We start from the raw sequence: 664 nt of genomic DNA, 5'->3' as shown, positions 1-664 counted from the left end.
TCCCAAGGCAGCGCGCGCCCTGGTTGACGAGCTCTCGGCCTTCGTCGCGGCAAAACCCGAGACCGCCGCCGGTCGGTGTTCGCTCGCCGAATTGCGCGGCGAGATCATCGACGGCGCCAATCTGGTGCGGCTGGCCGAGACCGAAATCCTGTCGCCCCTCGATGCGCGCGCCAAGGTCATGATTCTGGAAGCCGCAAAGCGCGTCTCCCTCATAACGGCGGTCAGCCCCCGCGCGCTGGTCGACATCGCCTATGTCGTGTTCGAGGCCGGGCGCCTGATCCGGCGGCTCTCCGAACTCTACGGCGGCCGTCCGGGCACGCTCGGTTTCTTCCGGCTGGCGCGCGGCGTGCTCGCGCATCTGGCGGTGACAGGATCGATCGCGGTCGGCGACAGTTTCGTTCAGCAGATCGTCGGCCATGGGCTTGCCGCGAAACTCTCGGCGAAACTCGGCGAAGGCGTGGTCAACGGCATGATGACGGCGCGCATCGGCATCGCGGCGATGGAAACGGCCCGTCCCTTGCCGTTCATCGCCGTGAAGCGCCCCGGCCTCGGCGATTTTCTCTCGGCGCTGACCTCGTTCGCGGCGCGGAAGGACGGTCAGGCAGAAGGATAGGGTAAACGCGAAAACCGCCGCCAGTGACGAAGCATTAACCAATCTTCGCCA

At 66.4% G+C, this 664-nt stretch carries 1 protein-coding gene; it reads left to right on the top strand.

Features of this window, described 5'->3' with window-relative positions; translation table 11 throughout:
* On the top strand, nucleotides 1-613 hold a 613-nt coding region (locus tag EOD07_RS36600; RefSeq protein WP_127238519.1), incomplete at its 5' end, for a TIGR01620 family protein.
* Nucleotides 614-664: the final 51 nt, after the last annotated feature.

Source organism: Mesorhizobium sp. M2C.T.Ca.TU.002.02.1.1 (assembly GCF_003997225.1).
This window is presented reverse-complemented; position numbering and strand designations above follow the sequence as displayed.